Raw genomic sequence first — 7950 nt, 5'->3', positions numbered from 1 at the left:
GAAGTCCCCTCGTGTATCGATATAATGAAGAAAAAGAAGAAAGTATATAAATGATTATTAGGAGGATGAATGGCCGAACTTCGGGGAAGCTAACATCATCCTTCATTTCCCGGGATCTTATTCTTCTTCATAACCCTTTGTGACATAAAAAGAAGCCCGGTCAAAGAATAGAACCATCCTTCTTTCCAATTCGAGGGACATATAGATATCTATAGTCTTTGTCCAGACCTGGTGTGATAAAGCAAATTCCCATATATGCTTTCTGATGAGGCTTAGTGCGCTAAGCACTTCGCTTAGCTTGAAGCCTTCCTCCTTTCTTAGTTTTCCAAGGTTCCTGTAATAGTCCCTGATCTCCTGGTCGCCATAGGTACCCCCGAGCCATTTGCTGAACTGCCCGATGACTTTCATAAACCTCTCATAGGTCCTGTTTTCATCAGAATTACCATAAGTGGGAGTGGTCTTGTTGCTTTTTACATCGGCAAGCCATTGCCGGCCGATGGTTTCGGCATTTTTCTCAATGAGCCTGAGCAGTTTGTCGGAGAGATAATCTTCTCCTTTGGCCCCAGCAAACCCGGCTGACCTGGAAAATGAATCGATAATGGCCCAGTACTCTTGTTTTGAGCGTAAATAAGCCGAGATTGCTCTTGTATTTGATGCAAATGCCAATTCAGGCATTTTATTGAACGGGAAAAACCCGACCTCTACCGCATCATCTCCCGGGGCAATATTCCCGCCTATCTGCTCGGCCTCAAATGTGATAAAAATCAGGTCGCCGTACATTTTACTATAGCCGGAAACCACATCTGTCAGGTCGATAATTTTGCCATGTATTCCGGTTTCTTCCAGAAGTTCTCTCAGGGCGGCAGCTTCGATACTCTCGCCGGTTTCAGCGAAACCCATGGGCAGGCACCATTCCCCTTTATTGGGATCATGTTTTCTTTTTACGAGCAGCACATTCCGGTCATTAACGACAATAGAAGAGACAACCGGCAAAGGATTATCATAAAAGAATTTTTTACAATGCTCACAATAATCCCTGAGTACTTCACCTTCAGGCCTGATCTTCAAATGCTGGCCGCAATAGGGGCAAAATTTCCGTTTGGCAGGTTTCATTCTTTATTTATATTCAACGGCTTGGAACAGACAAATATGGTATCATCCTTTGTGATATGGAAGCATCCTTCCAGGTCGACCAGGTTTTTAACCGTATTCAATATTTTATCGGTAAGTTTTTTCTCATTACCTTTCCCGGAAGGAATGAAAAATGGTATCTTAAAACGGAAATATTCGACAAATTTGCCGAAATCCGAACGGTCGAATAATATTTCGCTGCGGAATTCTTTACGTCTTACAATCCTGAAGAAAGGGGAAAGCACATCATTACCGTTATAATCGCAAAACCGGTTGATCAGCATTTCATAAGGAAGCAGGCTATCGTATGAAAAATTCTCAGAAGCCAGGATTTCTTTGACAAGATAAGTAAGCTCCTTCATATGAGGGCAGGAATGTGTAATGACAACGAGCAGCCCATGGTCTTTCAGAATCCTGGAAATGTGATGGATATGCTCTGGAAAGAAATAAAGGGCATAACTGCAAAGGATCAGATCGTAGGTTCTTTCATTGAAGTCGTTAATGATGGAAATATCTTCAGAGATGAATTTACCTTTAATCCCGGCCTTTTCCGCTGTCGCAAGGTAATATTTCCTGTATTTTTCATGCAGGTCGATACCGGTTACTTCAGCTTTCCGGCTTAGCCTTCCGGCCAGTCCGCCAGTAAAAAAACCAAAACCGCATCCTATATCGAGGATCCTGGTGAAACCCGTAAAGTCAAGCCCCTTCAATGCCTCTTCCCTGACATCTAAATTGGTGGTCAGTTGGTCACGAATGATGCCGGAGACAAGCAGGTGTGATGAAACATCGCGGAACACCTCAGCCAGTTCACCTGTATGATTATTTGATAATTGATTGTGCATTTGATGGTTGCAGGTTGAATGCTATTGAATTTTATGTGGAAGATATCACAAATTAATGATATACCCGGGTGAAAAGAGATTTTGCTGCTCCCCGAAGTTGGGGAATATCTATATCTGATATAATACTTCTCCAAAATTCTCAGGGTTGACGGTCACGAATTCGGGGTTCGAATAAGCATCAATAAAATCAGCAGGCAGTTTGCCCTGTTTTTTAGGTGACCATTTGAACTCAAAGGCTCTGTATAGACCCTGGTTTTCCTCGATGTAATCGATTTCTTTCTGGCTATAAGTTCGCCAGAAAAATGACTGAATGGGTTGGAGATTATGATATCTAAGATATTTCATTCTTTCAGATACACAGAAGTTCTCCCATAATTTGCCATGATCATCCCTGTATTCAAGAGTATTAGTATTTTGGATCAGGATATTTCTTATTCCGATGTCCCAGAAATAAATCTTACGTGTTTTACCGACTTCGGTTCTCAGGTTCTTTCTCAATGCCTGTAACCTGAAGAGAATGAAATTATCTTCCAGAAGCTTTATATACCGCTGAATAACTGTCTGGTCAACCTGCAGTTTTCCAGCCAGTTCTGTAAAAGATACTTCACTGGAAACCTGGAAGGCCAGTAGTTTTAGCAAGTCAAGAATAATCTCAGGTTTTTTCAATTGTTGAAAAGTAAAAATATCTTTGAATAAATAACTTGAGGCTATTTCATTCAGGTTCTCCAAGGCTTGACGGTCATCCTCAAGAATAACCGAAGGGTAAGTACCGAAACGCATGATCCTGTTTACTGTACGCCTGGTATCCATTTTTGACTGACCAGCTGCAAGTTCTTCGAAAGTAAATGGATACAATTGGTAAACGATCTTTCTTCCGGTCAAAGGCTCGCTGACCTGACCTGAAAGTTCAAAACTTGAGGACCCAGTTGCAATTACTTGTAGATGAGGAAATTCATCATGAAGTATTTTCAAAACCATGCCGATATTCCTGATCCTTTGTGCCTCATCCAGGACGATCAATTGCAGGTTTTTTACGATGTTTTCAATGTTCCCGGCATTTTCATATGAAAAAACGGATTGTACATCAAGGTAATCGCAATTAAAGTATTCCTTGATCAGATCAGTTCCGGCAAGAATTTCCTTTACCAATGTAGTTTTGCCGACCTGCCTGGCTCCATATATGATGATGACTTTCCGGTTTTGCCCGGCAGAGGATATCCTGTCTATAATGCTTTTTTGTATGGTTCTCTGAATGATCATGCATTCATTTTGTACAAAGATACAAAATATAACAAGACACAAGTCATGTAATTTATTAAAAAAGCATGAGATAAATCATCTAATTCAAATCCTGGAACCTGATAGTAAATTTCTGGCCAGCAAATGATCCTTAATTATATCTGGCTAATGATTTTTCCAGTCCCCGCCGCAACAAATTGCCCACCTCATTCCATTGATATTAGCAATAATGAGGGTGGTCAGTTTAAATAATGGCTTTCAGTAGCCCTTTTTTACCTTCTTTACCGGCGTGAAAATGTATTATAAAGTTCACTGTATTTCATCCTGATAAGTAAAAAGTAAGAGTAATATATTTATTACTTATTTTCATAAAAAAACTAAGTAAGTGCAAAAATTTTCAGGCGATCTAAATTTTTTTTGAAGGAAACTGAATTAAGCTAAGGCGGGAATATCAAGGCTTTTGAAAGGTGGTAAAAAGAAAAAGCTGGTTAAAAAACCAGAATAATACAGTTATCTGAAAATATCTTCTTTACTTACTTCAATTACATTTCCGTAAGAACTCATCCAATCCGTCCCTATAATGCTCTTATCACCGATAATGGTTGTAATGGACGGTTTTTTATAAAACTGACCATTATAAAAATCCACAATTTCATCAAAATTCATTTTCTTATAAATTTCAACCCATTGCTTTCTGGGATCGGTGGTATAGTTTTTCTTGTAATAGCTTGCAACCGATTCAGAAACAGACCGGAATCCGGGCTTGTTGCTGTTGATGGATTGGATCAGCGATTTCCTGACCGTCTCGATCCGGTCACTCTTTTCAGGTGGAGTATTGATAATCTGGTGCATCACCTCAATGGCCTCCCTGGTTTTGTCAGCCTGTGTGCCCACATAGGCAGTAAAACTTGTTTTTTCATCGGGATAAAAAGGCCGGTAAATACTAGCCCCGCTTGAATAAGCTAACGACCTGAATTCCCTTATCTCCTGGAAAATGATGCTTTGCATTCCACCATCAAGGTATTCAGCGTATCCGTTCAAATATGGCTTATCATCTTCTTTAACCGGGTTTCCTGGTAAAAAGAAATAATTTTTACTTTGAATTGCATTTTTATCGTCAAGGAAATAAACAACAGGGCTGTCATATAATTTAAACTCAAACCTTGCCGGTGAATTGCTTTTAATATTGATATTATCCAACATCAACCCGGATTTTATTATTTCTTCCAATTCCGGTAACCCGATCATACCTGAATAGTGTATGTCGGCTTCATAGCTGATCGCTTTTTTAAGGGCACTTAACAGGGTATCGGACGTCAATTCTTTGACCTCTTTCACTGATAAACGGTTGAGGTAAGGAGACCGGTCACCATAAACAGCATACATGTATAAAGCCGAACCCAACGTTTCAGGGTCATCCAGTTCCACTTTTTCCTCAGCTTTAATAGCTTCATACAGATTCTTTAACTTGCTGTCATCAGGCTTCGGAGAATAGATAAGATCTGCAACCAACTTCAGTATAATACAAATGTGTTAATTTATTCAGGCCGGTAATTGTAACTTCATTGGATTTATTCCCGGGAGGTCCGAATTCTATAAAATCGGGCTCAGTTTCCGGTACCGGCATATTTTCAATTTTCTTAGCATATTCCGACTTCATTTCAGTTTTAGAAGAAGGAATGGGATCGAAAGGCGATTTTAGAGTTTTTGGTTTTTTCGGAAAGCCTGTTTTGGAATAGAAAACAAGTTCATTGCCGGTATAATATTTTTGGGCGGCTTTTACTACATCCTCCTTTGTGATAATTTTAATTTTATCCGGATAACCAAGTATTTTCTGCCAATCTCTTTCTTTGACGAAAGCCATTATCATCATATATCCACGACTGTACTGGTCTTCGAAATTTCTTTCGTAATTGACGATAATATCAGTTTTAACAGCTTCGAGCAATTCTTCATCAAAATTTCCGGCTTTAAGGTTTTCCAATTGATCATTAACCAGGTTTTCGGCTTTTTTCAGCGATTGGCCGATAATTTTGGGAATAAAGAAAACCATCTCTCCTCCGGCTTCAATATACCGCATGCCGGTGGCCCCTGCCTGCATTAATTTGTTGTCTACAACCAATTCATCTATAAGGCCTGTCTGGGATTGATTCGACAATAAACCATTAATCACATCAAGAACGGGTTCATCTTTATTCCCCAGGGGGACAGAACGGTATGACAGGATTCCGAACCTGACCGGTGTAAGTTTTTCCTGCACCAGGTTTCTGCCAGTTAAAGGTTGAATGGTGTAATCAGCAGGCATAGGAGGTATTTCACCGCTTCTCCATCCTCCAAAATATCTGCTGATCATCGGTTTAACCTCATCCGGATTGAAGTTACCGCTTAAAACAAGCGCCATATTGTTGGCTACATAATAGGTTTCAAAATACTCATTCATCTTTTTCATCGATGGGTTTTTCAGGTGCCCGGGGTAACCAATTATTGGTACACCATAAGGATGGTCAGGGTAAAAGGCTTTGCTGTAAATCTCAAAAGCAGTGGAAGACCTGTTGTCCTTGTACATGTTGTACTCTTCATACACAGTTTCAAGTTCAGATTGAAACAAACGGTAAACGGGATTGATGAAACGATTACTGTAAACATCGAGCCATTTTTCAACCTGGTTTGCAGGGAAAATATTGTAATATACGATCTCTTCATTACTGGTACCGGCATTCACGTTGGTTCCCCCCATTTCGCTCAGTATTTTCTCTGTTTCATTCGGTATGGCATATTCCGATGCCTTGACCGAGAGCCTGTTGATCTCCAGTTGAATACCTGCTCTTTCTTCTTCGCCGGCAGCTTCAGCTAATTTATCGTACAACCCGGCTATACTGTCGAGGTAAACTTTTTCCGACTGGTAGTCAACGGTACCTATCAGATCGGTTCCCTTGAACATGATATGTTCAAAATAATGCGCAATGCCTGTTGCATCAGCCGGGTCGCGCTTGCTTCCTCCTTTGACCGCCACAGCACCGATGACGCTGGGCAGAGAATGATCTTCATTAAGATAAACAGTCAGTCCGTTATCAAGCCGGTAAATTTCTGTCTCGAGAAGCGATTTTGCCTGCTGCCCGTTTGAAGCCAATGCCCAAACAAAGAGGAATGCAAATAATAAGAATGACCTTTTTTGGATTTGTGAAAATACCCTGCAATAGTTTTTCATGGCTTTTTGGTTTGATGTGAGCTTGGTAAGCTATAAAAATAAATAATTTGGAAGGAAAAAGCAAATATTTGAAACTACGAAACAACGATATTTGATACTCGATCCGCCAAGGGTCGGACAAGTATTCGAATTAAAGTACCATGGAACATCAAATATCATTTCGAATATCGTTAGATCGAATATTGTTCTTTCGAATATCAAAAAAGCCCGTTGGTTTTAACCACGGGTTTTTTTGATTCTCCCCTTACTTACGAAAGTTGCAACCGGATGCAAATCTTTCATCATTCATGTCATCCTGCAATTTCCGCCAGGTCTTCCTCCGTCAGATGAAAATCCCATGCCCTGCTGATCCCATCTACCTGTCCGGCACTTCTGCCACCCACAATAGCGGCCGTTACGGCAGGGTTTCGCAATGTCCATGCAATGGCCACTTCACCGGCCGAACGCCCATGTTTTTTACCAATGGATTTCAGCGTTTCAGCAAGTGCCAGGTTCCGGGTAAGGGCTGGTTCTTTAAAGTAACTGCTGTTTCTTCGCCAGTCGTCGGAGGGCATGGCGGCAATACGTTCACGGGTCATGGTGCCGGTAAGCAATCCCGACCCCATTGGTGAGTAAACAATCACCCCGATTCCATATTCTTTACAAAATGGCAGGATTTCTTTTTCATATTCCCGGTTTATTAGAGAGTAGGGAGGTTGTAACGATGATACCGGCGCAATTTCCTGGCATTGCCTGATCTGTTCAACATTGTAATTTGAAACACCTATAAAACGCACTTTCCCTTCCGATCGCAACTGTTCCATCATTTCCCAGGCTTCCTCCAGGTCCGCATCAACCGGCCAGTGCACCTGGTAAAGGTCAATCACATCGACATTCAACCGGCGCAGGCTTGCTTCACATTCCCTGCGGATCGATTCAGCCCTGATATTCTGGCTGGTCTTCCTTGAATCATCCCATACCAATCCGCATTTTGTGAAAATGTAGGGCTTTGGATTAAGGCCTTTAACTGCTTTTCCAACCAGTTCTTCGGAATGGCCAAGTCCATAAACTGCCGCAGTATCAATCCAGTTCATCCCGGTCTCTATGGCGCGATGTATGGCAGCGATGGCTTCGCCGTCGTCCTGTGGTCCCCATCCAAATGCCCAGTTGCCACCACCAATGGCCCATGACCCGAATCCGATCCGTGTGATCTTCATATCAGTATTGCCAAACTGTTTTGTTTCCATCTTATTGCGTTTTGTAATTTTTTTGCCAAGATAGAGAAAATTTATGGACATAGCTGATGATTTTGCTTATTGTCGCCGGATCAGAATGACCACTTTATCCTATTGAAAGATACTTAAAAGTAGCATATAATAAATTCACAGAAGAATAGGGTCTGCTACAATTCCAGGTAATAAGTATAATTTTTTTAGATAGTCTACTTCGGGTTGGGGATTTATCGGACCAGACTTTCCCTTGATAGAGGTGGGAAAGCTGGTTCGATTCCACTTCGGCTCCCCGAAGTTGGCTATTATCTAAATAAATGCA

The 7950-nt window shown here is 41.2% G+C and carries 6 protein-coding genes; all 6 read right to left on the bottom strand.

The annotated features are described in order from the left end of the window. Window positions 1-117: 117 nt before the first annotated feature. Window positions 118-1113, bottom strand: a complete 996-nt coding sequence (locus M0Q51_11985) for an NUDIX domain-containing protein (protein ID MCK9400697.1) — start codon at window positions 1111-1113, stop codon at window positions 118-120. Then, entirely contained in the window at window positions 1110-1973 is an 864-nt protein-coding gene (locus tag M0Q51_11980) for a class I SAM-dependent methyltransferase (protein MCK9400696.1), read from the bottom strand. The genes M0Q51_11985 and M0Q51_11980 overlap by 4 nt, the downstream gene beginning before the upstream one ends. 108 nt (window positions 1974-2081) lie before the next feature. Continuing rightward, on the bottom strand, window positions 2082-3233 hold the full coding sequence (locus tag M0Q51_11975) for an ATP-binding protein (GenBank protein MCK9400695.1): 1152 nt from the start codon (window positions 3231-3233) through the stop codon (window positions 2082-2084). Window positions 3234-3722: 489 nt separating this feature from the next. After that, window positions 3723-4724 (bottom strand): insulinase family protein, encoded by a 1002-nt coding sequence (locus tag M0Q51_11970; GenBank protein ID MCK9400694.1) that lies wholly within the window; start codon window positions 4722-4724, stop codon window positions 3723-3725. Continuing rightward, entirely contained in the window at window positions 4690-6420 is a 1731-nt protein-coding gene (locus M0Q51_11965) for an insulinase family protein (GenBank protein MCK9400693.1), read from the bottom strand. Before M0Q51_11965 ends, M0Q51_11970 begins: the two co-directional genes overlap by 35 nt. 290 nt (window positions 6421-6710) lie before the next feature. After that, window positions 6711-7646 (bottom strand): aldo/keto reductase, encoded by a 936-nt coding sequence (locus tag M0Q51_11960; GenBank protein MCK9400692.1) that lies wholly within the window; start codon window positions 7644-7646, stop codon window positions 6711-6713. Between the last annotated feature and the right edge of the window lie 304 nt (window positions 7647-7950).

The organism is Bacteroidales bacterium, from assembly GCA_023229505.1.
In the GTDB taxonomy this organism is placed as follows: Bacteria; Bacteroidota; Bacteroidia; order Bacteroidales; family JAGOPY01; genus JAGOPY01.
The sequence above is the reverse complement of the archived record's forward strand: the minus strand, read 5'-3'. Positions and strand labels throughout refer to the sequence as shown.